The sequence below is a fragment of the Leisingera coralii genome (assembly GCF_049056525.1).
In the GTDB taxonomy this organism is placed as follows: Bacteria; Pseudomonadota; Alphaproteobacteria; order Rhodobacterales; family Rhodobacteraceae; genus Leisingera; species Leisingera coralii.
Window position 1 is genome coordinate 1 of the sequence record NZ_JBHUPT010000098.1, and the last position, 442, is coordinate 442.

The 442-nt window shown below is 61.8% G+C and carries 1 protein-coding gene; it reads right to left on the reverse strand.

The genetic code is table 11. The annotated features are described in order from the left end of the window. Positions 1-442, reverse strand: a 442-nt coding sequence (locus ACFMBG_RS23020) for a GTP-binding protein (protein ID WP_421056995.1), incomplete at both ends; no start/stop codon positions are given.

Genomic DNA, 442 nt, shown 5'->3' on the forward strand with positions numbered 1-442 from the left:
GCGGATTTCCATTTCCACCAGCTCCAGCAGCTCTTCGTCGTCGACCTGGTCAACCTTGTTCATGAACACGACCAGGGCAGGCACGCCAACCTGGCGCGCCAGCAGGATGTGCTCGCGGGTCTGCGGCATCGGGCCGTCAGCCGCGTTCACCACCAGGATCGCGCCGTCCATCTGAGCCGCGCCGGTGATCATGTTCTTGACGTAGTCGGCGTGGCCGGGGCAGTCGACGTGAGCGTAGTGGCGCGCGTCGGTTTCATATTCCACGTGGGCGGTGGAGATGGTGATGCCGCGGGCTTTTTCTTCCGGCGCGCCGTCGATCTGGTCGTAGGCTTTGAAGTCGCCGAAGTACTTGGTGATCGCTGCGGTCAGCGTGGTTTTGCCGTGGTCAACGTGGCCGACGGTGCCGATGTTGACGTGCGGTTTATTACGTTCAAACTTTTCC